The 21,846-nt window shown below is 57.9% G+C and carries 20 protein-coding genes and 4 pseudogenes; 8 read left to right on the top strand and 16 right to left on the bottom strand.

Features of this window, described 5'->3' with window-relative positions; genetic code table 11:
- From GGD46_RS24555 to GGD46_RS24525, 7 genes are all read right to left on the bottom strand, one after another.
- Entirely contained in the window at positions 1-1,476 is a 1,476-nt protein-coding gene (locus tag GGD46_RS24555; RefSeq protein ID WP_184708899.1) for an aldehyde dehydrogenase family protein, read from the bottom strand.
- Positions 1,477-1,509: 33 nt separating this feature from the next.
- Complete coding sequence (locus GGD46_RS24550; protein ID WP_184708897.1) at positions 1,510-2,748, bottom strand: FAD-binding oxidoreductase; 1,239 nt, start codon at positions 2,746-2,748, stop codon at positions 1,510-1,512.
- 51 nt (positions 2,749-2,799) lie between these two features.
- Positions 2,800-3,678, bottom strand: coding sequence for a dihydrodipicolinate synthase family protein (locus GGD46_RS24545; protein WP_184708895.1), 879 nt, complete (start codon positions 3,676-3,678; stop codon positions 2,800-2,802).
- A 30-nt stretch (positions 3,679-3,708) separates the two neighbouring features.
- Positions 3,709-4,374 (bottom strand): amino acid ABC transporter permease, encoded by a 666-nt coding sequence (locus GGD46_RS24540; RefSeq protein WP_184708893.1) that lies wholly within the window; start codon positions 4,372-4,374, stop codon positions 3,709-3,711.
- 9 nt (positions 4,375-4,383) lie between these two features.
- A complete protein-coding gene (locus tag GGD46_RS24535) occupies positions 4,384-5,046 on the bottom strand; it encodes an amino acid ABC transporter permease (protein ID WP_184708891.1) in 663 nt (220 codons plus the stop codon).
- Positions 5,043-5,840: an amino acid ABC transporter ATP-binding protein gene (locus tag GGD46_RS24530; protein WP_184708889.1), complete on the bottom strand. Its 798-nt coding sequence runs from the start codon at positions 5,838-5,840 to the stop codon at positions 5,043-5,045. The genes GGD46_RS24535 and GGD46_RS24530 overlap by 4 nt, the downstream gene beginning before the upstream one ends.
- Before the next feature lie 68 nt (positions 5,841-5,908).
- Positions 5,909-6,742 carry a substrate-binding periplasmic protein gene (locus GGD46_RS24525; RefSeq protein ID WP_184708887.1) on the bottom strand — a complete coding sequence of 278 codons (834 nt, stop codon included), beginning with the start codon at positions 6,740-6,742 and terminating at the stop codon, positions 5,909-5,911.
- Positions 6,743-6,941: 199 nt separating this feature from the next.
- Here GGD46_RS24525 and GGD46_RS24520 point away from each other — a divergent pair, with 199 nt between their 5' ends.
- Both GGD46_RS24520 and GGD46_RS24515 read left to right on the top strand, forming a co-directional pair.
- The gene (locus GGD46_RS24520) at positions 6,942-7,661 is read left to right on the top strand and encodes a GntR family transcriptional regulator (protein WP_184708885.1); all 720 of its coding nucleotides are present in this window, start codon (positions 6,942-6,944) and stop codon (positions 7,659-7,661) included.
- Positions 7,662-8,456: a pyrroline-5-carboxylate reductase gene (locus GGD46_RS24515; RefSeq protein ID WP_409527711.1), complete on the top strand. Its 795-nt coding sequence runs from the start codon at positions 7,662-7,664 to the stop codon at positions 8,454-8,456.
- A gap of 139 nt (positions 8,457-8,595) precedes the next feature.
- On the opposite strand, the pseudogene GGD46_RS24510 reads toward GGD46_RS24515, so the two are convergent.
- Positions 8,596-8,843: pseudogene (locus GGD46_RS24510) on the bottom strand (type II toxin-antitoxin system RelE/ParE family toxin).
- A gap of 41 nt (positions 8,844-8,884) precedes the next feature.
- Positions 8,885-9,193, bottom strand: a complete 309-nt coding sequence (locus tag GGD46_RS24505; RefSeq protein ID WP_184708884.1) for a type II toxin-antitoxin system RelB/DinJ family antitoxin — start codon at positions 9,191-9,193, stop codon at positions 8,885-8,887.
- 669 nt (positions 9,194-9,862) lie between these two features.
- On the opposite strand from GGD46_RS24505, the gene GGD46_RS24500 reads away from it, so the two are divergent.
- A complete protein-coding gene (locus GGD46_RS24500; RefSeq protein ID WP_184708883.1) occupies positions 9,863-10,621 on the top strand; it encodes a hypothetical protein in 759 nt (252 codons plus the stop codon).
- A gap of 381 nt (positions 10,622-11,002) precedes the next feature.
- Here the strand turns inward: GGD46_RS24500 and GGD46_RS24495 are convergent.
- A pseudogene (locus GGD46_RS24495) lies at positions 11,003-11,744 on the bottom strand (IS6 family transposase); the annotation flags it as partial.
- A gap of 303 nt (positions 11,745-12,047) precedes the next feature.
- Between GGD46_RS24495 and GGD46_RS24490 the strand changes: the two are divergent.
- The 4 genes and pseudogenes from GGD46_RS24490 to GGD46_RS24475 all read left to right on the top strand — a co-directional run.
- Positions 12,048-12,302: a type II toxin-antitoxin system VapB family antitoxin gene (locus GGD46_RS24490; RefSeq protein ID WP_184708882.1), complete on the top strand. Its 255-nt coding sequence runs from the start codon at positions 12,048-12,050 to the stop codon at positions 12,300-12,302.
- The gene (locus GGD46_RS24485) at positions 12,302-12,706 is read left to right on the top strand and encodes a type II toxin-antitoxin system VapC family toxin (protein WP_184708881.1); all 405 of its coding nucleotides are present in this window, start codon (positions 12,302-12,304) and stop codon (positions 12,704-12,706) included. Before GGD46_RS24490 ends, GGD46_RS24485 begins: the two co-directional genes overlap by 1 nt.
- Positions 12,707-12,900: 194 nt before the next feature.
- Positions 12,901-13,569: pseudogene (locus GGD46_RS24480) on the top strand (IS6 family transposase); the annotation flags it as partial.
- A 346-nt stretch (positions 13,570-13,915) separates the two neighbouring features.
- Positions 13,916-14,155: pseudogene (locus tag GGD46_RS24475) on the top strand (ornithine cyclodeaminase); the annotation flags it as partial.
- Positions 14,156-14,515: 360 nt separating this feature from the next.
- Here the strand turns inward: GGD46_RS24475 and GGD46_RS24470 are convergent.
- The 5 genes from GGD46_RS24470 to GGD46_RS24450 all read right to left on the bottom strand — a co-directional run bounded on the left by GGD46_RS24470 (position 14,516) and on the right by GGD46_RS24450 (position 19,874).
- The gene (locus GGD46_RS24470; protein WP_210325716.1) at positions 14,516-15,550 is read right to left on the bottom strand and encodes an ABC transporter ATP-binding protein; all 1,035 of its coding nucleotides are present in this window, start codon (positions 15,548-15,550) and stop codon (positions 14,516-14,518) included.
- A 21-nt stretch (positions 15,551-15,571) separates the two neighbouring features.
- A complete protein-coding gene (locus GGD46_RS24465) occupies positions 15,572-16,372 on the bottom strand; it encodes an ABC transporter permease (RefSeq protein ID WP_184708879.1) in 801 nt (266 codons plus the stop codon).
- Positions 16,373-16,382: 10 nt separating this feature from the next.
- Entirely contained in the window at positions 16,383-17,267 is an 885-nt protein-coding gene (locus GGD46_RS24460) for an ABC transporter permease (RefSeq protein WP_210325707.1), read from the bottom strand.
- A 5-nt stretch (positions 17,268-17,272) separates the two neighbouring features.
- On the bottom strand, positions 17,273-18,313 hold the full coding sequence (locus GGD46_RS24455) for an ABC transporter substrate-binding protein (protein WP_184708878.1): 1,041 nt from the start codon (positions 18,311-18,313) through the stop codon (positions 17,273-17,275).
- A 91-nt stretch (positions 18,314-18,404) separates the two neighbouring features.
- On the bottom strand, positions 18,405-19,874 hold the full coding sequence (locus GGD46_RS24450; protein ID WP_184708876.1) for an aromatic amino acid lyase: 1,470 nt from the start codon (positions 19,872-19,874) through the stop codon (positions 18,405-18,407).
- A gap of 279 nt (positions 19,875-20,153) precedes the next feature.
- On the opposite strand from GGD46_RS24450, the gene GGD46_RS24445 reads away from it, so the two are divergent.
- Positions 20,154-20,918, top strand: coding sequence for a DNA-binding transcriptional regulator (locus GGD46_RS24445; RefSeq protein WP_184708874.1), 765 nt, complete (start codon positions 20,154-20,156; stop codon positions 20,916-20,918).
- Between the two features lie 2 nt (positions 20,919-20,920).
- On the opposite strand, the gene GGD46_RS24440 is transcribed toward GGD46_RS24445, so the two are convergent.
- Positions 20,921-21,799: an amidohydrolase family protein gene (locus GGD46_RS24440; protein ID WP_184708872.1), complete on the bottom strand. Its 879-nt coding sequence runs from the start codon at positions 21,797-21,799 to the stop codon at positions 20,921-20,923.
- Between the last annotated feature and the right edge of the window lie 47 nt (positions 21,800-21,846).

Genomic DNA, 21,846 nt, shown 5'->3' with positions numbered 1-21,846 from the left:
CTACTTGATGTACCAGCCCCATGGCTTGTCGGTGACGTATTTGGTGATCTGCTTGGTCTCCAGGTAGTTATCCAGGCCCCAGCGACCGAGTTCGCGACCGATGCCGGATTCCTTGTAGCCTCCCCAGGGTGCCTCGGTGAATGTCGGCTGCGAGCAGTTGATCCAGACGATGCCGGCCCGGAAAGCTGCGGCCACCCGCTCGGCGCGGACGTCATCCTTGGACATGACGGCGGCGGCGAGACCGAAACGGGAGCTGTTGGCAAGTTCGATCGCCTCCTCCTCCGTCTTGAAGGACCGCATGCAGACGACGGGGCCGAAGATCTCCTCGACCCATGCATCGCTGTCGAGCGGAACATCGGTCAGGACGGTCGGCCGGAGAAAGTAGCCCTTGTCGAACCCTTCCGGACGGATACCTCCGCAGGCGACGGTCGCGCCTGCGTTGCGGGCGGCTTCGATTGCGGCAATGACCTGCTCGTATTGGCGCTTGGAGACCAGCGGGCCGAGCAGCACGCCTTCATCGAGGCCATTGCCGATCGTGATCCTGCCCGTTTCCTCTATCAGACGGGCGAGCAGGCGCTGATAGATTGCCTCGTGAACGAGAACGCGCGAGGTCGCGGAGCAGACCTGCCCCTGGTTCCAGAAGATGCCGAACATGATCCATTCGACGGCCTGATCTATGTCGGCATCCTCGAAGACGACGAAGGGCGACTTGCCGCCGAGCTCAAGGCTGACGCGTTTGATGTCGCGGGCGGCTGCGGCCATGATCTTCGAGCCGACGGGGCCGGAGCCGGTAAAGGCCAGCTTGTCGACCCCCTTGTGATCGATGATCGCCTGACCAGCCACCGATCCGGCGCCGGTGACGATATTGAGGACGCCCGGCGGCAATCCGGCCTCGTCGGCAATGGCGGCGAGTTCGAGAGCGGTAAGGGATGTCAGCTCGGCAGGCTTGAGGACGACGGTGCATCCGGCCGCCAGCGCCGGAGCGACCTTCCAAGCCGCCATCAGCAGCGGATAGTTCCAGGGAATGATGGCGCCTGCAACGCCAATAGCCTCCCTGACCGCTTTCGACGTGAAGCGATCGTCGGCCAAGGCGATCGGTTCTTCAGGATTGTTGTCGAGTTGTTCGGCAAGTCCGGCATAAAAATCGAAGCAGCCCGCCGCGTCGGCGACATCCCAGTCCGCTTCGGGGAAAGGCTTGCCATTGTCCAGGACTTCCAGGCGGGCAATTTCGGATTGCCGGGCACGAATGCCCTCTGCGATGGCGCGAAGATATTTCGCGCGCTCGGCACCGGTCAGCTTTGGCCAACCGTCCCGGTCGAAGGCACGGCGAGCCGCCTTCACCGCCGCGTCGACGTCTTCGGCCGTCGCAGCCGCGATCGTCTGGATCGTCTCCTCTGTGGCAGGATTGATCACGAGGCAGGTCCCGCCCCCGACCGGCTTCACCCATTTGCCGTCGATGTACAATTCTGTGCGCATGTCAAATTCCTTGCTTTCGGAATGGCGGCCGGCTCAAAAGCGGTCGACGCGATAGGGTTTCATGTCCACGGGCGGCTGGACGCCCGTGACGAGATCGGCCATCAGCCGGCCTGTTGTCGCCGCGTAAGTCAGCCCGAGATGGCCGTGGCCGGTAGCATACCAAAGGTTTTTTCGCCTCGAGGACGGCCCGATCATGGGCACGGTATCCGGCAAGGCGGGGCGGTGGCCCATCCATTCCGACGCTCGGTGGGCCTGCAGCTCCGGCAACGCCTCCCTCGCCCGTTTCACCAGCACCTTGGCGCGACGATAGTCCGGCGGTGCATCAAGGCCCGCCATCTCCACGGTCCCGCCGACCCGGATCCCGCCGGCTGTGGGTGTTACCATGAAGGCTCTCGCCGGCCAGATGACGGAGTGGCGCATGGCGATCCCCGGCTCCGTGATCTGGGTGTGATAACCGCGCTCGGTTTCAAGCGGTATGGGCTCACCGACCGCCCTCGAAAGACGTCCCGTGAAAGCGCCCGCAGCCAGAACGACCTCATCCGCGACGATCTTTCGTCCATCTCGAAGCACCACGGCGGATATATCGCTTTCGCCATGCTCGAATCCAACCGCTTCACCCTGGTCCACGGAGCCGCCGAGCGCCTGAAACTTATCCGCGATGGCGACCACGAGTTTGTGAGGGTCGGCTATCGAGCGGTTGTCGGGAAAGAGGACGGCCTTTCCGATTTTCGTCGTCAGGGCGGGTTCCAGATCGCGTATCGCGTTGGCGCCAATTACCTCATAGCGGAAACCGAAGCGATCCAGGATCTCGATATGCTCCCGATCGGCGCGGAATTCCGCATCGTCAGTGTAAAGACTGAGGCAGCCTTCCTTGCTCAACATGTGCCTTAACGCGGTCTCCGCAAGCAGAGCGTCCAGATCCTCGTGGACGCGCCTGCAGAGCGCTGCCCCCGCGGCTTCCAGGGCGCGGAGCTTCGATGGCCGGCTTGCCGCCAGAAAACGAACGAACCACGGCATCAGCCTCGGCATATAGGATGGCCGGATGCGCACCGGCCCTTCCGGATCGAGCATCCACTTCGGCATCTGCGCCCAAATGCCCGGCCGCGAGGCCGGCATGAATTCGGTGACGGCGATACTTGCCATGTTGCCGAAGGAAGCACCGGTGCCCGGCGCATTCCTGTCCAGAAGCGTGACGACCCTGCCGCGACGCTGAAGCTCGTATGCGATGGCGACGCCGATGATTCCGGCTCCCACGACCACGGTAGATGTCATGACGACCTCATGCTTGCTTAAGGGGCGGAGCGGTCTTGCCGCCCTCATCCTTTACCAGTTCAGGATCGGCTGCATGGCAGTCTTGAACTCAGCCTTCTCATCGGCCGTCAGTTCGCCGAGCGGCGCACGGCTGTTGCCGACCGGCAGGCCCTGAAGCTCGCAGCCATACTTGACCTTCTGCACGAACTTGCCGCTCTCGAGGATGTTCATCGCGCGATAGAGCACGATCATCTTCTCGCGCGCACTTGCGAGATCGCCCGAGCGGAAGGTTCGATCGAGATCGACGCAGGCCTTTGCCATGCAGTTGGCAGGCCCGCAGATCCAGGCATCGGCGCCCCAGAACATGAAGTCGAGAGCAATGTCGTCAGAGCCGGAGATCAAGTCGATACGCCCATTGTAGCGGGAGTGGATATCGACCGCGCGCTGCAGGGAACCAGAGCTTTCCTTGATACCGAGAACGCGAGGGTCGTCGGCGAGCGCATCGAGGATGTCGAATCCTATCTCGATGCCATCCTTATAGGGATAGCTGTAGAGAACGAGGTTGATATCGGTCGCCTGGAGCACCCGGCGAAAATGCGCGAGCAGTTCGTCCTGTGTTGGGCGCGTGTAGAAAGGCGTCGCCAACAAGACGGTGTCGTAGCCGATCTCCTTGGCCCGAAGCGTATTCTCGATGACTTCGCGGGTTGCCGGCGCATTCGTGCCGGCAATCAGGGCCTCGCCTTCTCTGGCGAAGTCCTTGACGAAGCGCAGCACATCGTCACGTTCCGGGTTCGACATTGCGGAATATTCACCTGTCGACCCCATGGGCACCCATCCGGTCACACCGGCGGCGCGCAGCGCAGTCAGATGCTTTTCGAAGGCCTTGAAATCGACCCTGCCGTTCGCGTCGAAGGGGGTGATGAGCGCGGGCATGACGCCGGACAGTTTCATGGAAGTCTCCTGTATGTGAGGCAATTGCGTTTAGAGGGCGAGTTTCTTCAGTATGCGCGCCTCGGTGAGCGAGACGGCTCGCGTCAGCGGAAATGCGATGACGAAATAGATCAGCGCGACAACGGTCAGCACCTCGACGGGGCGCGCTGTATTGTTCGAGATGTTCTGGCCGACGAACATCAGATCGGCCATGCCGACGGCCGAAACCAGGGCGCTTTCCTTGAACAGGCTGACGCAGTTCGAAAGCAGCGTCGGGATCGCGCGCAGGACGGCCTGTGGAAGCACGACGTTGACGATCTGGATATTCCGCGGGAGTCCGAGCGCAACACAGGCGTCCAGCTGCTCCGATCCAATCGACCTCAGACTTGCGCGAAAAGTCTCGCTGGTGATCGCACCCATATACAGGGTCAGCGCAATCACACCCGATGCGAGGTTCGACAGCTCGACACCGAGCAGCAGAGGCAGGCAGAAGAAGATCCAGAAGAGCTGGATGAGCACCGGCGTCCCGCGAAAGAACTCGACATAGATGCTGGAAACAGCCCGCATCGCGACGTTGCCGGAGGTTCTGGCGAGACCCACCAGAAAGCCGAGGGAGCATCCGAGCACAATGCAGATGAGCGTCAATTTGATCGTCATCCAAAGGCCGAGCAAAAGCGCATGCTCGAAGCGGAGAAGGATCGAGAAATCGAGTGTCATCGTGGCCTCCTAGCTGACGAGAAGTTGCCGGCGGCGTTCAAGGAAGCCGACGATCTGCGTGATCGGGAAGGATACGGCGAAATAGATGAGCGCGACGACCGTGAATGTCTCGATCGGTCGGTACGTTTCCGTCGCAAGCGTCTTTCCCTGGTACATGAGATCCTGGATCGCGACGATCGCGACCAACGCACTCTGCTGGAAGATAACGATGCCGTTCGTCAGCAGGATGGGGATCGAGGCACGGAATGCGGTCGGGAAGACGATGTAGAGCACGCGCTGCAACGGCGACAAACCGAGCGCGATGCCCGCATCGAGCTGTTCGCGCGGAACCGCCTGTATCGCTGCTCGATAGGCTTCGGCGTTGAACGCCATGAGGTTCAATCCGAGCGCCAGAACCCCCATGGTGATCGGATCTAGGAAGACGTCGAAGATCATCGGGACGCAGTAGAAGATCCAGACGATCTGAACGATGGCCGGCGTACAGCGGAAGAATTCGACGAACAGCACGAATGGCAGGCGGACCGGCCTGGGGGGACTCATGATCAGAAGAGCCAATCCAAAGCCAAAAACGATACCGATGACATTGGCCGCGGCCGTCAATTCCAGGGAAACCCAGAGGCCTTGCAGGAGCGGCGCGATCGATACGGCGTTGAAGTCGAAGGCGTAGCTCACGCAACCGCCCCCTGCTGTTTGATATGGAAAACGCGGTCGATGAATTCCTTGGTGCGTTCCTCCCGGGGAGAACCGAGCACCTGCTCGGGAGGACCGTCCTCAACGACAACGCCGCCGGCACAGAAGATCACGCGTGAGGCGATGTTCCTCGCAAACCACATGTCATGGGTCACGATCATCATCGGCATGTTCTGCGATGCCAGCTGAAGGATCACCTGTTCGACCTCGCTGACAAGCTCCGGGTCGAGCGCCGATGTGACCTCGTCGAAGAGCATCAGCTTCGGATCCAGCATCAGGGCGCGGGCGATGGCGACGCGCTGCTTCTGGCCACCGGAGAGCTGGGCTGGATAGGCCGTGGCCTTCGTTCCCAGACCGAACCGTTCAAGGAGAGCCTGAGCCCGGTTCACGGCCTGCGCCTTGGCTTCCCCACGGACCTTGCAGGGTGCAAGAACGAGGTTTTGCATGACGTTCAGATGCGGAAAGAGCGTGTAGTGCTGAAAGACCATGCCGATCGACCGGCGGACTTCGGTGTCTATCAGCGTTTTCCTGCCGAGGCCTTTGGACGAAATATACGCTTTCCCATCAAAGCTGATCGCGCCGCGGTCTATCTGCTCGAGGCCCATCATCACCCGGAGCAGCGTGCTCTTGCCGCCGCCGCTCGGGCCAATGACCACGACGCGTTCGCCAGGCTTCATTTCGATGTCGATGCCTTTCAGCACCTGGACGGCTCCATTGCCGTAGCTCTTGTGGAGCGCCTGCATTTTAACGAGGGGAAGGCTAAAAGACATGGTCATGGCCGATCTCGGTTTGTCTTAAAAGCGAGAGAATGCGTCGGCGACAAAGCGCCGACGCCGGACGGGACTTACTTTGCTCCCTTGAGGACTTCGTCGACGGCCTTGCGGATGAGTTCGTCGACGTGACCGGTGGCAACCTTCTCCTCGAGAAATATGTTTGCAACTTCGACGTCTGAAGCCGACATGTTGTGCGGCAGTCCGAAGGAGACGCCTTGCTTGGCAAGGGCTGGCTTCGGGTTCAGCGCTACGGCCCAATCGGGGTTTGCCTGGGTCAGAAGCTGGTTGGTATCTGAGGCGTCGACCAAGATGTCGGCTCGCTTCGAGGTCAGGGCCAGCCGCGTCTCATCATTGCCCGGAAGGCGCATGATGGTCGCGCTCTTCACCGCCGCAGAGATCGCCTTGTCCTGGGCAGTTCCGGACATGACCGCGATCGTGACGCCAGTGTTGTCGATGTCGGCGACGGAGACTGCCGTCGCCGGGATCTTCGGATTGCTCTTATTGTAGGCGAGCGAGATCTGATACTCCATCGCCGGGATCGAGAACTGGACGGCCATGGCGCGGGTCGCCGTCCGGTTCAGTGCCAGTGAGACGTCCCATTTTCCGGCCTGAAGACCGGCAACGATATTGTCCCAGGTCGTATCGACGAACTGCGGCTTCACCTTGAGAACCTCGGCGAATTCCTTGCAGAGATCGGCAAAGAAACCCGAATATTCGCCTGTTGCCGGGTCGCGCATGACGTAGGGCGGAGCGACCGCCGCGCCGCACCTCAAGACACCGGCCTTCTGCACGCCTTGCCAATAGCCGTCGGCGGTCTGGGCATGGGCACTGGTTGCGGAAACACCTGCCATAAGGGCGAGCGCGGGCAACGCCCGCAAGGCGGACGTGATCAACTTCGAAAGCATCGGCATTCCTCTTTTGCTGTGCGCGAAGCGCGGTTCCACTCGTCGGCTTTAGCCGTTTCTTTTCAATTTTCCTGTCGGCTGCGTGTCGACTGGCAAATTTATGTCAACACCGTGTCGACAAAGTCAAGCGAAAAAATTAAGATTGCCGACACGCTGTTTTTCTGGCCCAATGTCATATATGCGAATGAAAGGGACTTAAGTGTCTGACGAGACTGAAGTGAAACGGGTCCGGGGAACCGGCTGGAAAAGCGTCTATGAAACGCTGCGCAACGAGATCCTCGCCCTCACCCTGCCGCCGGGTCAGCTTCTCGATGAAACAACCCTGGCCGAGCGCTTCGACATGTCTCGATCGCCGGTGCGCGAAGCCTTGATCCGCCTGGGCGCGGACGAACTCGTCGTGACATTATCCAACCGCAGCACGATCGTCGCGCCCATCGAAGTGGGAAGCTTTCCGAAGTATGTGGAGGCGCTCGACATCGCCCAGCGGATGAACACGCGCCTGGCGGCGGCGCTTCGAACCGATACCGACCTCAAGCTGATTGCCAAACGGGAAAAGGCATTTGCGACCGCCGTGAAAGTCGGAAATCATCTGGCGATGTCGGAGGCGAACAAGGAATTCCACATGGCGATTGCCTATGCGGGAAAGAACCACTATCTGGCATCTTTCTATGAGAAGCTCCTGTCGCAGGGTCAGCGCATGCTGCACCTGCATTTCGAATATCTGGAACGCACCCACGAGGGGTATCTCCTCACGGACGAGCATAGCCTGATGCTGGAGGCAATTCGGGATAGGAACGTCGACCTGGCAGATGAACTCGCCCATGCTCATACGCGCCAATTCCAGGATAACTTCATCAATTTCATGCGCGAGAACTATACCACCGATGTCCCGCTCGGACCCGCGCGGGCTGCGGAGTAGATGGCAGATATGAAAACGATAGGCTTTGTCGGAACCGGTGCGATCGCCGAAGCTATGGTGCACGGCCTCCTGGCCGAGCCGGCACATGTCTCTAAGGTCTATGTCTCGCCCCGCAACGCGGACATTGCAGCAAGGCTTGCCGCCAAATTCGACGACGTCACCGTGGCAGCAGACAACCAGACAGTGGTCGATCACTGCGACATTGTGGTCCTCGCCATACGTCCGCAGATCGCCGAAGAGGTGATACGCGCGCTCCGTTTCAGGAATGAACAACGCATCGTCAGCGTCATCGCCACGATGGAGCGGCAAAACCTGCTCGACTGGATCAGGGCGGAGATAGATCTAGTACAGGCGATCCCCTTGCCTTTCGTCGCAGATCGCCGGGGCGTGACAGCCATTTGCCCTCCCAATCCTGAAATAGCTGCCCTGTTCGACACGCTTGGCACGGCTGTTCAATGCGAATCCCGAAAGGAATATGATCTTCTTGCTGCTGCCAGCGCCATGATGTCGACCTTCTTCGGGGTCATGGAGTGGACGACCGACTGGCTGGAAAACAACGGGCTCGATCGATCAAAGGGGCAAGCTTATATTGCGCCGCTGTTTGAGAGCCTCGCACTGCGGGCCAATGAAGGACACGTCCATTCGTTTCATACGCTCAGCGAAGAATTCGCAACGAAAGGCGGGCTGAATGAGCAGGTCCTGTCGGATTTTGAGACGAAGGGTGGGCACGCCACACTGGTGTCGGCGTTGGATCGGGTCTTAGCTCGCATCGAAGGACGCAGTACCGACATCTGAGAGCATGGCTCGTTATAAACGAACTTAGCTTCGGATCCCATCACGTTGTTACCTTGACCACATTTACGATGTGGCTGCCAATATTGCTCCTGATGGGAATCGAACTGGCGACCCATTGGCCCAGACACGAGTTGGAAGCCTAGCTGGTTGGAATAGTGTCTGGCCATTCCTGCGCGCCATGAAGTATGCGGAGAATACGAACAGCCGATTGCGTTACAGCATAAGCTGCGACGTATGGAGTACCGTTGAACACCAGTTCGCGCGTCCGGCAATTCTGCCAACACGACCACTCGCGGGAAAATCCATTAAGCGACGAGCGGCCGCGACGATCCGTTCGTCGATCATGACCGCAGCTAAGGGATTATCCGCCTCGATAAAGGTGAAGATGGCGTCTCGATCTGATAACGCAAACGCTGATCAGGTAAGCCTCACGACTTGTGGGCCGCCGCTTTAAGGCGCGCTGCCGCTCGCCGTTTCTCGAAATGAGCCTCGACTTCATCATCCGGAACATCCGGTCGCGTGTCGTTCAGCGCTTCAAGGACCTTACTGCGAAACCAAGCATCGTGAGCTTCGCTGCCTGACACAAGTTCGAGCGGTAATGCTCCCTCGTTCGCCGTCCGGGTGAGTAGGATACGAACTGCGTCCGACACCGTAAGACCCATCCTTTCAAGCACCGCAGAGGCGCGATCTCGAACCTCAGCATCAATGCGAGTTTGAACGAGTGCGTTCGAAGCCATAGTTATCTCCAGCTGAAAAACCGATTGTAATGCATACGAATTACAAAGTCTAAAGAAGATTTCCGTGCGCACCACGCCGCTGCGTTCTTAAGCTCTTGATGGGATTTTGAACCACAGCCCCGCCTTGATCACATCCTATACGATTGAAAGTATTAGAAGATCGCCGTGGAACACCGTTGCCGCATATCCAGCGTTGATGCCTCAGTTGCGCCTTGGAGAAAGCGGCAAAGCGAGTGCCGAACTTCTACCTGTTGTATCAAGGGTACACGAGCTGGAGAGACTAGTCCCTAGAGGGTCGACGACACACGTGGCTTCGCAGTATCATTTGGACGGTGCCGCTGCGACCCCCGCCCAAGAAACGCGAGGTTACCAATCCTCGCCCGGGCGAGCAGGTCACGCGCGGGTGGCTGAAGGCGCCCAGCTGCGTCATAGTGCGCACTACGGCCGCATGGCCTTGATCGGGTGAGAGTCCCATCAGAGCAATGTCTCCTTCGTCCGTGCTAAATCATCGAGCGACACGGTTGCTTGCGGGAAGGGGCTCACCGGCCGCTACTCCTCCCTCCGGGCCGACCGACTGCAGTTTGCCGGTCATTGACTTACGCTTACACAAGGGAAGGTTGGCGCAAGAATAAAGTGGCACACGAGGGTTGCAACCGTGGGGGATTTGCTATGACGACGATCGCGTCCACATCCTATTCTACTTCAGCCAGTTATTTTTCGGCTAAGGACAAGGCCGGGTCGGCCAATGCTGATGGCGAGTTTACCGGCCAATCCGCGCAAAACATCAGAGCCGACAGGCGCAACCTGGCGATCTCCGATGGTTCTACATCAGCAACCGACAGTCGGCCGTCAAAGGTCATCGTGATTGTCGACGGAAAAGTGCTGACAGGGAACGTCATCGACGTCTCTAAGCTTGAGGTCGACACGACGAAGCTGTCAGATGCTGAATACAAAAGCCTTATCGAAGGCCGGCGTCAGTCAATCGAAGCTGACAAGCAATATCTTGAGCGACAGTATACAAAATATGCCGATATTTCGAATGAGCCGAAGCTGAAACCCTATGCCACAATCACGGCTGGCGGAAGAACCGTCGCGACGATCGACAACCAAGGCGTTGTGACCACCTACGGTGGGATATCCGACGGCCTTCTGGATCAATTGCCAGACAGCATCAACGGTACAAATGGCCCGGACCTGGCGCAGGCCAGAGCTGAGGCGATCGCCTCGATGATCGGCGGGCGGGTGCAAAAGTCATCATCAGCTATCTCACAGCGACAGTTCAACCTGCTTCCGCCCATCGAAGAAGCGGTAGGCACTGTTGACTACGCGGCGATGAAGAACGATCCCTTGTATCAAATAATTCATAATGCCCAATCCTTCATCGATACGACCGAGCAAAAGAGGGCAGCGAGCCTCGGGCAGCACTAGGTGACTTAGCTCGTCTCGCCAGAAGCGGAGAATTTCCCGAGCCAGCGGAAAGGAGCCACTTTCCAATTCTCGCAGATAGGAGACGGAGCAATCTGCCCCGACTCCCGAGATTTCCGGCTTGGCCTATGCGTAGGCCCGAGCGAATGCCGAAATATCCAGCAACCTGTCCGTGGTTTGCAGGAATTCCACCATATAGTGGCCTCCAGCGTAGTAGTTCTCGATCAGCACGCCATTGTCAGCCACGCCGTCGGCCAGGTCACTGGCAGAGGTAATCAAAAGATTGTTGTTGTCGACAAAGTTGACGAACACCACGTCGCTTGAGGGCTTTGTCACGTTGTTCTGGAAATGATTGAATGGCGGGCGTCGTAACTGTCGGCCCCGTGCGCCGGTGACGGCCTTCCAGTGCGCCATGGCACGGAGACGGTGAATGTGGGTAGCCAGGGCTGAGCGTTTCTGATGTGGTGCGACGAAGAGATTTCGAACTGCCGAAAAGATCGATATGAAGCGTTGCAAGGCGCCGGCCGATCGAAATCCCTGTCTCATCCGTTCTCGTTTTCGAAGGGGTAGGTGAGAATTCTCCGCCCGATTATTCAGACCTTTGTGCGATCGATGGTCGACACTGGGCATGACATCTCGTTTCGCGGCGCCGTATGAGCGCAATTTGTCGGTGATGATGCGCTTCTGTGTCAGGCCTTGTTTCTTAAGCAGTCCGACCAGCAATCGCTTGGCAACCCTGGTGTCGCGGCGGGTCTGAACGATTTCGTCGAGAACATAACTATCCTGATCGACGGCACGCCATGGCCAGTGTTTTCGGCCACCAATGGAAATCACAACCTCGTCGAGGTACCAGATATCGTTTCGCGACGGCTTCTTTCTGCGCAATTGCTTTACGTAGGCTGCGCCGAACTTGCGGCCCCATCGCCGGATTGTTTCATAAGAGACGACGATACCGCGCTCCAGTAGCATTTCTTCGACCAGCCGCAGGCTCTAAGGGAACCGAAAATACAGCCAGACAGCATGGGCGACGATCGGCGGCGGAAAGCGGGGTTCTTGTAGCTGATCGCGGATGTGCTCATCTGACCGCTACTATCTGCCAACCGTTAAGCCAACGACAACGTGACAACGCCTTTGGAAATGCAGCGAAACCAAAAATTAGAAAGGTGACCCCAGGCCAGTCTTAACCCCGCGTTTGAGCCGATTTGCATAAGCAGATCGACACGTTGGGCTTCCTAGGCAAAGAGTTAGGTTTCGGATCCGATTCACAGTCAGGATCCACTGGAAATTTGCCAACAACGCAATCGCCGCATGACGAGCGGTGCCGCGACCCCAGCCGCCAATTCAATACATCAGAATGATTTTCGTGCATTTTGATCGGCTATGAGCTATCTAGGTGTCAACATCCTGTCTAGGTAGAAAGGCACCTACCATGGCCCTGAGCATCAAAGACGCTGAAACGGAACGCCTTGCACGGGCGCTCTCCGCCAAAACCGGCGAGAGTATTACCGTTGCCACTCGCACGGCACTCATCGAGCGGCTGAACCGACTGAGTTCTGAAGTTCAGAAAGCTGCACTGCTTGAAGATCTGGCAGCAAGCCGCCGTCGTTGGAAATCGCTTCCCATTCTGGATACGCGCAGCGCCGACGAAATCCTCGGCTATGACGAAAATGGGTTGCCGACCTGATGGTCATCGATACGTCCGCCATCATTGCAATAGCCTTCGACGAGGCTGAGGCAACTTCATTCGAGTCGCTCATAGCCGACGCTTCTGTCCGTCTGATTTCGGCAGCAACCATCTTCGAGGCATCGATGGTGCTCGAAAGCCGTTTGGGTGAGGCAGGGGGAAGTGAACTGGATCTCTGGCTGCATCGCATCAACGCCGAGATTGTGCCGGTTACTGCTGACCATTCGGATCAAGCACGCCGTGCTTGGAGGCGCTATGGCAAGGGACGCCATCCGGCGGGATTGAACTTTAGCGATTGTTTTGCATATGCTTTGGCGAAGTTGACCGGCGAGCCGTTGCTATTCAAGAGTAACGACTTTTCGGAAACAGACATCCAGGCCGTAACAGATGGGAAACTGAAGTAGAGGGTTGGCAACGACCCATTGCGGCTCATCCCGAGATTATTAACGGTGGCCGTGGCACGACTAGTCCGGTAGGTGCTAAGCGACAGGTCCCCTCACCTCTTCAGCTTTCTTTCCCTCGCTCATAAGATCGCGCGCGAATAGCTCCAAACGACTCTTCGCAGGTCCATACCCATCCGACCAGTGATCCGCGGTAGATGATGGGCGAACGGGGCGTGGCCGTGGATCATTCCATAATCTACCGCTGGGTCCAGAAATATGCGCCTGAGATTGAAAAACGGCTCCGTTGGCATTGGCGCCGACCGCAATCGACGAGCTGGCGCGTCGATGAAACCTATGTGAAGGTCCGCGGCAAATGGACATATCTGTACCGGGCTGTCGACAAGTTCGGCAACACGATCGATTTCTATCTGTCGCCGACACGCAATGACAAAGCGGCGAAGCGATTTCTCGGCAAGGCCCTGAAGAGCCTGAAGGATTGGGAAAAGCCAACCGTCATCAACACCGACAAGGCACCGACCTATGGCATCGCGATCTCGAAACTGAAGGCCGAAGGCAAATGCCCAAAAGAGCTCATGCACCGGCAGGTCAAATATCTGAACAATGTGGTCGAGGCGGATCATGGCAAGCTCAAACAGCTGATCAAGCCGGTTCGAGGGTTCAAGACCTTGAAAACCGCCTATGCGACGATCAAGGGATTTGAGGTCATGCGTGCTCTACGCAAGGGCCAAGCCGCGATCTTCAACTTGACCGGCGACATTCGCGGAGAGGCCCGCATCGTGGAACGTGCTTTCGGTATTGGGCCAAGCGCGCTCACCGAGATTGTGGCAATCCTCCAGCAGATTCTCGACGCCAAACCCGCGTGACTGAAGCGTAGAAAAGCCTCTTCACAGACATCCGGAATATTTGCAACAGAGCCCCGGAACGTATGGCAGTCCGGGCAGATCCGGCGAAAAAGGGAATAGGTCTCGGCCTCGTAGTTCACGACCACGTTCTGCAGCGCTTCCATGATTTTCTTGCCGTCATCGATCGACAGGCCGAGGTCACCATCAAACAAACGCTCCCAGCTCTTGTCGATTCAAACCTCCTTTCGGCAAATATCACCGAAATCATTCTTTCCCTCGATCGTGATCGTCCATTCAACTACCATCGTTGCCTCCTTCGTCGAGGCAACCAAGATGACCCAGCCGACACTAACAGTTCGTGCGCACCCCAGAAAAGTTACCAGTCTCAGTGATTGCCGGACGGCGCGATGGACGGACATCTCAGCGCTCGATAACCCTGTTTGATAGCGTCGGATTTGCCATAGAGGACTTCTCAGCGCTGAGATACGTAGGTAGCAAGCTCGAGGAAACTGAGTTCTATGCCGAGCTGGATCTATTGGCAGACCCTGACGAGCCGCGCGATCTCTATGGAATGCTTGTGAGACGCAAAGCGCAACTCGGCGCGTAGATGCTACTGCAGGGGTCAACGGTCGTTACCTTCCTGAAGTCTCCAAGCGCCCTATCCGAATGCCGCGGTCTTTGGCATTATCCCCGCGCTTGGCGAAGGAAGATAGGGGTCTGCTCGCAGCGTTCCCGTGAAACCACACGATGGGTCGTATTACGCTAACCAAGCGCACCAGCTACGAGATCGTATAACTAAAACGAATGGCCTCTGGCGAGGCCGGCACCACGGTTCATTTTCGTGAAAAATGCCGTTAGTGAGGCTCCTCCCCGGAGCAAAAAGCACAACCCACCACCGCCTCGTAAGCCAATACTCGCGGTTCAAGCATCAACATGGACACCCGCCTACTAAACACCACATATAAGATCAGCTTTTGGACGCAGCGGCGACTTGGTCATCATTCATGACGGTGTGCTGATTTGCCCTGCTCCACACGGCAAGCACTTCTTCGCCGCGCTGGAGCTGTAGTGGATTCCCAGCAGTGATCAGAGACAAACCCGTCTCGCCACCGGAGAACGCCAATCCCACTTTGAGGTGAGCACCCGCGAAGGAGATCTCTGTAATTCTTGCGGCTTTTGAAAGCTCGTTTTCGCCAAGCTTGCTGGTCGGCATCTTCAGGTGAATGTGCTCGGGGCGAACAATAACATTCGTTCCCCGGCTTGATCCCTCCATAATGTTGGATTCTCCGAGGAATTTCGCGACGAACAACGAATTCGGACTGCGATACAATTCCGTCGGCGTGCCGACCTGCATTATTTTTCCGTTGTTGAAAACCGCGATGCGGTCGGAGAGCGTAAGCGCTTCCTCCTGATCGTGCGTCACAAACACGAATGTCATCCCAAGCTCACGGTGCATACGAGCGATCTCAAGCTGCAAGCGATCGCGCAGGCGCTTATCAAGCGCGCCCAACGGCTCGTCAAGCAACAGCGCTCTCGGCTCGTAGACAACGGCGCGCGCCAGTGCAACGCGCTGTTGCTGGCCGCCCGAAAGCTGCCGCGGCAGTCGATGCGCGAAGTCGCCAAGCTGCACGAGGTCGAGCACGCGCTTCACCCTGGTTTCGATTTCCGCCCTCGAAACTCCCCTTTGACGAAGCGGATAGGCGATGTTCTGAAACACTGTCATATGCGGGAAAAGCGCATACTGCTGAAAGACAACCCCGAGGTCGCGCTTGTGCGGCTTAAGGTTGGTGATGTCCTGGCCATCGATTTCGACCGAGCCGGCATTCAGGCCAACGAAACCGGCGATAATGGACAGCAGCGTTGTCTTGCCGGAACCGCTGGGACCCAGAAACGTCATGAACTCGCCCGGCGCAATGTCGAGCGAAATATCGTCGATGGCGGGCTTTGCAGCACCCGGATAGTAACGGGTTGCGTTCGAGATTTTGATCGAGTGCTTTTTCATCATTGTTACGGAATCGCGTTTCTACAACTTGTTGCCGGCTCTGAGCGAGACGAACAGGAAGATAAGCGTCGTTGCGACGACAATCACACTGGAGGCGGCAGATATGGTTGGATCCATGTCAAGGGCGATCGAGTTGTACATCTGGACCGGCAGCGTTCTGAGTTTTGGAGTCTGCAGGAAGAGCGCAACGACAAACTCGTCGAAGGAGCTGACGAATGCGAAGAGGAAACCTGAAATCACGCCGGGCGCAAGCAGCGGAATCTTGATCCGCAAAAGCGTCGTGACACTTCCGGCCCCCAGACTGGATGACGCAAGATCGAGTGTGTTGTCATAACCAGTGAGGCTGGCGGCAACCGTCGTGATGACGAATGGGATGGCAAGCGCGGTATGCGCAAGAACGAGGCCCGACAGGGTGCCGGCAAGATGCCACTTGAGGAACACGGCATATATGGCGATCCCGATCACCACACTCGGGACAGTCAACGGGAGCGAAAAGAAAACTCTTAAGGCCGCACCCGTCCTGCGGCGAATGCGCGTCAACCCGATCGCCGCGGCGACACCGAGAACGGTGGCCAAAATCGCCGTAAGTGAGGCGATCTGCAGCGACTGCAGCAGAGACGAAAGCCAAACGCGCGATGTGAAGAAGTTTTCATACCACCGCAGTGACCATTCCCGCGGTGGGAATTGTAATGTCTCGCCAGCGGTGAAGCTCGCCGGAATAACCACGAATGTCGGCAGGACAATCAGGATCGCCGTCAGCAGCGTCATGAGCCGCAGGAAGAGGCCGGGGCCGCCTTCGCGACGCGTCGAGAAAGGAGACATCGTCCTCACCTCACTTTCCAGCCGTATTGGGTTGCAGATCGAGACGGGCATTCAGCCGGCCGATCAGCGCCATCAGTGCTGCGGCGACAAGCAGAACGATAACGGCAAGTGCGCCGGCGCCCCCAAAGTCGAGCAATGTATCGACACGCGTCGCGATGAGCTGCGAAACAAGCGCCTCCTGTGGTGACCCGATGATCGCAGGGGTAACGTAGAAGCCAAGAGCGATAACAAAAACGAGCGACAGGCCGGCAAGTATACCGGGCAATGACAAAGGCAGATAGATTTCCAGAAATGCGTGCCATCTCGGCGAGCCCATGGAGGCTGCAGCGTCCAATAAGCGCCGGTCGATCCCGCGCATGTTGCTATAGAGCGGCAGGATCATGTAAGGCAGCAGCACCTGCGCCATCGCGATCGTCACGCCGGCCGATGTGCGGACCAGCACCATGCCGGGCAAGCCGACCCAGGAGAAGGCCGTTTCAATCAGGCCGCCCCGCTGCATCAACAATGTCCACGCGAAGCTCCGAGCGATAGCCGAGGTCCAGAATGGCAGCAGCGCAACCGTCATCAGAACGGCGCGCATTCGGGGTGTGACCAGCGTCAACATGTAAGCATAAGGAAAACCTATGAGCAGCGTTACGACCGCAACGATGGCAGCGATACGCAGGGTTCTCAAAATGATGATGATGGAGATGTCGTCGGTCAGGAGCGATGTGTAGTTCTGTAACCCCAACTCAGGGTCGGTAAAGCTCCTAACCGCGATGGAAAACAACGGATAGAGGAAGGTCGCGAGCAAGAGAACGGTCGATGGAAGCAGCAGCCAGACAGCAATATTGATTGGCGCCACCGTGATTTTCCGTCCTTCAGAGGCGCGGTTGTCGATAACTGCTTCCATCATTTGACCTATCGGGACATCCAAGGAGTGACCTTGGCGATGACTGAGTTGAGATTTGCCGACCACCATTTCACATTGGAAAGCAGTACCTTGTCTCCGGTTTCGTCATGCAGACGTGGATTGAACGTCTTGTTGAGGTCGGAGTAGTCCGGCGTCGCCTTGCTTGTTGCAGCGATGACGCCTGCCAGTTCCGCAAAGCGCTTATTCTGTTCGGGATGCGAGACGAACTGGACGAAATCCATCGCCGTCGCAAGATTTGCAGTGCCCTTCGGGACGATCAGTGCATCCCAGCCGAGGATCGTCTTGTCCCAAACGGGAGCGATCGGCGCGCCGGCCTTGGCTGATGCCATGACGCGGCCGGTCACGGCAAACCCCATATCGGCCTGACCGTCGACGAGGGCTTGCTGAAGCGCGCCATTCGTTTTGGTGAAGATAATCGACGATTTGATCGTATCGAGCTTTTTGAGCGCGCGATCCACATCGATCGGATAAAGGTTCTTGGAATCGACGCCGTCCGCCATGAGGGCATATTCGAGCGTGCCGAGGCTGATGTCGGGCGGCAATACGCGCGTTCCGGGGAAGTTCTTCAAGTCGAAGAAATCGGCAAGTTTCGTGGGCGGATGATCTTTGTATTTCTCGGTATTGTAGACGAATGTCAGGGCAAAGAAATAGACAGGCAAACCGCAATCACTCACGGAACCCTCGGGAAACTGCGAGGTATCGATCTTAGAAAAATCGAGCTTTTCCAGAAGCTTACCGCAGTTCTGCTCGGCGAAGGCAGCGCCCTGATCCATGACATCCCATGAAACCGCGCCGGCTTCGACCATCGCCTTCAGCTTCGCGCCGTCGGGTGGTGAATCGTATTCGAACTGAACGTTCTTGCTCGCAGTATATGGTTGCTGCCAAGCCTTGATCTGCGAATCCTGCAGGGTGCCCTGATAGGAAACGAAGGTCAGAGACTTGTCCTCTGCGCGCACCTGTTCGAGCGCGACGACCGCGCTCGTGGCGCCAATGAGCGCGGCAAACAACGAGTTTCTTATCTTCAACATGAGTTCCTCCTCCTTCTTTGTATATGTTTTCCGGACCACGTCGCGCGCACCTTACGCACGAAACCTCCATCGCTCGCCGGGCCGCCTCCGGCTAATTGCTCGCTGCAATCATGCAATCGACCGCATCGCGATTGCTTTGCAATTGCTCCAGTAGAGGCTGCACGTTCGGCGGCCTTTGCCCTGCCGCGGCGAAGGGTATCGTCTGCCGCGCAAAGGCAAACAACTGCCCTGTGACATTTCCAAGCGGCGTCCGTCCACGCAACTCGGCGGCCTGTGCGGCGACGATAAGCTCCATGGCAACGATAGAGGTGCCCAACTGTGCCAGTTCCAATCCACGCCGGCCGCCCAGCGCAGCGAGGGACGCCCGATCCATCACGCCGTTCGAATGGCTTGAGCTTGCCAGCTCGCCTGCCAAGGGGGCCGTCAAGAGCCTCGCTTCCGATGTAATCGACTTATGGAAAAGCGCGACCCCATTGAAGCCGGGGGCACCGATGCCGTCTTCCTCGATGAGGCCGATCGCAAGGCCGGACCATGTCGTGTCGACGAGCTTTGCAAGCCTCTCGGTCGAGCTGGTGAAAACCGGGGCGAAGGCAAGCCGCATTACGTCGAGCGCCATGCAAAGCGTAATCATATCGAAGTTTGCTACCGCAGCGAGACTGCCATGTTCCAGCGATATCACCGGGTTGCCCTGGCTCGCGTTCAACTCACGCCCTATCTGCTGCCTCGAAAAGGCAAGACTATCCTCGGCGGCGCCGTGGATCAGCGCCATCGAGCGGAAACACAAGGGATCCTGCAGATTTCGAGGACCGCCGGCCGAAAGGATATAACTGCCCTCGATATATTTTCTGATCGCCGAGCCGTGCCGGACAAGACCGTCGAATGGGCGAGACCGCAGCGCGATCTCGGAAACGGTCGAAGGATTGGCAGCATACCCTTCCATGCTAAGCGCGCCAACGAGGGTCGAAAGCTGCAGCAGGCGATGAAGATCGACGAAGGAAAGCACGGCAACTGCCGTCGACATGGCGCTCGAATTGAGGAGCGCGAGAGCCTCCCCGGCCTCCAGATCGATATCGTCGAAGACAGCCAGGGCGACGTCGGCCATCGATGACATATCGCTCTGCCCCATGGATCCCCAAAGATGCATGGCGATCGGCCGATCGGCGTTCAGCGCATCCACCAGGCGTTCCGCCAGAACCGGCCTTGCGCCCGTGGTGCCGCTTGCCAACGAATTGAGAAGATTGAGTACGGTGGCGCGCGTAACATCCTTGGCTGCCAGCGGTCCATGCCCTGCATTATGGGTACGAAGCAAGCGCCGGCTGAATTCGGCGGTGTTTGCCTGACTGATGCTGGCTGTTGTCTTCGGCCCGACGCTGGTGGTCGCGCCATATATTCTTTCGCCGCGCGCGATCGCCTCTTCCAATATGCTGCGGCCGCGCACCATGCGCTCGATCGCGTCGGGACTCAGAGTGACCTTGGAACCGCTTCGGGATACGGAAACGACCTGTTCCATCGCCAGGTGCTGGCCGGTAATCTCGACGATATCTTGGCGCAATGATTGCATATGGAACGGCCGCCTGCCTTACCGTGGAATGATCTGTGCGGGACTTTCACCCTCTTGCGGCGCCGAGATTCACCTCATGCGCTATCGTGGTCGATGGGTAGGCCATTCAACGATTGCGGACAACTGCATAATCGAAGCGTTTCAAACAATGAAACGAACACCGATCCATTCACATCGCCCTTGCGCGGCATTGGGGTAAAGATCTAATCGAGATCGGAAGGCCGATTTGAGCGTATGACTTGTCAGTTCGTACGACCTCATCGGCGATGGGAGGTTTAGATGACGTTCGCGCCTGTTCAAGCGGTGACGAAAGCTCTTGCAGTTCTTGCAACCGTAAACCAAGGCGGTCTCGTGAGCGTAAAGGAAATACATTCCCGAACCGGCATTCCGAAGCCGACGGTCGTACGGCTTCTGCAAACGCTGATCGCGGCTGGATATGTCAATCAGGACGAGAAAACGCGCGGATATCACGTAACGTCGGCAATCGCGAATTTGAGCTCCGGGTTTCACGGCGCTCCCAAAGTCATCGAGGTGGCGCGCTCTTTCGCCGACAGGTTGACCAAAGAGATCTTGTGGCCCTGCGCCATCTGCACCTTGGATATCGATGCGGTCGTGATCAACTACAGCACCATTCCGGATAGCCCGATTTCGCCCTTCCACGCCTCGCTCGGGCGACGGCTGAGTTTAGGCGGTCGCGCGCTCGGCCGAGCCTATCTCTGTTTCTGTCCGCCGGAGGAGCAGCGAATTCTGCGCGATGTCATGCGAGCTTCCAAGGATCCGGAAAACAGCCAGATAAGTGACAGCACTTTCGAAAGGATGATCTCGCGCACGCGGGCGAAAGGCTTTGCGGAACGAAACCCCGAGCTCGAACCGAGGAGCTCGGGCACGATCGCTTTTCCAATCCGGTCCGGAGAACGCGTGCTCGCGACATTCGGCGTCACCTATTTCAGGTCTGCCTTGCGCGGAAACCAAAATCGGAAAACCATCATCGAAGCCCTCCGCGAAACAGTCGCCGCAATTGAGGCACAGCTGCAAACGCCGTAGGGTCAACGTTGAGCCAAAGAAGCTTCAAATCCGTATCGTTCCACGGGATTGCGCAACAGGATGCGCTTCTTCAACTCGCTATCGGTAACCCAAGCTTCGAACAGAGCCAGCAATTGAGCGCTCGTCGGCGGCGTCCCGGCGAACCGTACGAACGGGAAGTCCGTAGCCCATAGAAGACGCTCGCTATTTGCTTCCACCAGCGCATCATGAAACGGCCGGATTGCATCATAGCCAATGCCGGCCGCACGCCGGCATACGGCCAGCTTGACCCAAACGGCTCCATCCCTCAGCAAGCCGAGAAGGCGCTGGAAATGAGGATGCCCAAGACCAAGTTGAGGATCGAATCCGCCCATGTGATCGAGTACAATCGGAACTTTCGCCTTCTCCACGGCCCGCCACTGCTCGAGCATCACCGAGAGCGGCGCCCACACCTCCGCATGCATACGAACCTCCGCCAAAGCCGGTGCAAGCTTCTGAAGGAAAGTATCGAGGGGCACGGTTCCAGGCATGCGGCTGCCGTCGGGCATCAGGTTCTCGACAAACCGCAACCCGGAGACCCCCTCCTCCTTGAGAGCGGCGAGACCTTCTACGGCACACGATGCATCGGCCACGCCGACACCCCTGGCCCTGGAACCCAGCACCTTCAACGTCGCCCTTATCAGATCAAGATTTCGCCCATAAGGCGTCGGCTGGACGAGGACGACGTGCGACACGCCTGCCTGATCGGCGTTCGTTATGAGGGCGCTTGCCGGCGAGAAAGGTGGCGCATAGGCCGGGGTAGTCTCGAACGGAAACGCCCGCGGATCGTCAAAGACGTGAACGTGGCAATCACAAACGCCATGTTCGAGGACGGGCTGATTTATCCGCGTTTCGGCCGCCATTGGGGCGTCTCCATCTGAACGAAGGTCGTTTGGTGATCCGGGATGTG

This window comes from Martinezella lusitana, from assembly GCF_014207095.1.
Lineage (GTDB): Bacteria > Pseudomonadota > Alphaproteobacteria > Rhizobiales > Rhizobiaceae > Rhizobium > Rhizobium lusitanum_B.
Note: the sequence above shows the minus strand (reverse complement) of the source record. Positions and strands in the feature narration are given on the sequence as shown.